This window comes from Bacillus sp. ME78, from assembly GCF_903970865.1.
In the GTDB taxonomy this organism is placed as follows: Bacteria; Bacillota; Bacilli; order Bacillales; family Bacillaceae_G; genus Bacillus_A; species Bacillus_A cereus.
This window is the reverse complement of record NZ_CAJCKK010000116.1, coordinates 1-281: the sequence shown is the minus strand read 5'-3', so window position 1 is coordinate 281 and position 281 is coordinate 1. Positions and strand designations below refer to the sequence as shown.

The window sequence follows — 281 nt, the reverse complement described above, 5'->3', positions numbered from 1 at the left end:
GTGGATACAGTAAAAGTAGCGAACAATAAAGCTGGAGATGCGGATACAATTACAGTGAGTGAAGTAACTGAAGGTGATGTTGTAAAAGTATATGATGCATCAACAGAAGGAAAAGAGTTAGGAAACGCAACAGTAGCGAAAGATGCGAAGGAAGCGACAATCACAGGAAAAGATTTACTAGTATCAACAGGCGGCACAGTATACGTAACAGTAACGAAACCGAATAAAGATGAGAGTAAGAGAGTCACAGTGAAGTACGAAGCGGAGCCAACAACAGTGGC

Annotated in this window: 1 pseudogene; it reads left to right on the top strand. The window is 41.6% G+C overall.

Annotation, left to right across the window (positions count from 1 at the left end):
- A pseudogene (locus H6481_RS28520) lies at positions 1–281 on the top strand (hypothetical protein); the annotation flags it as partial.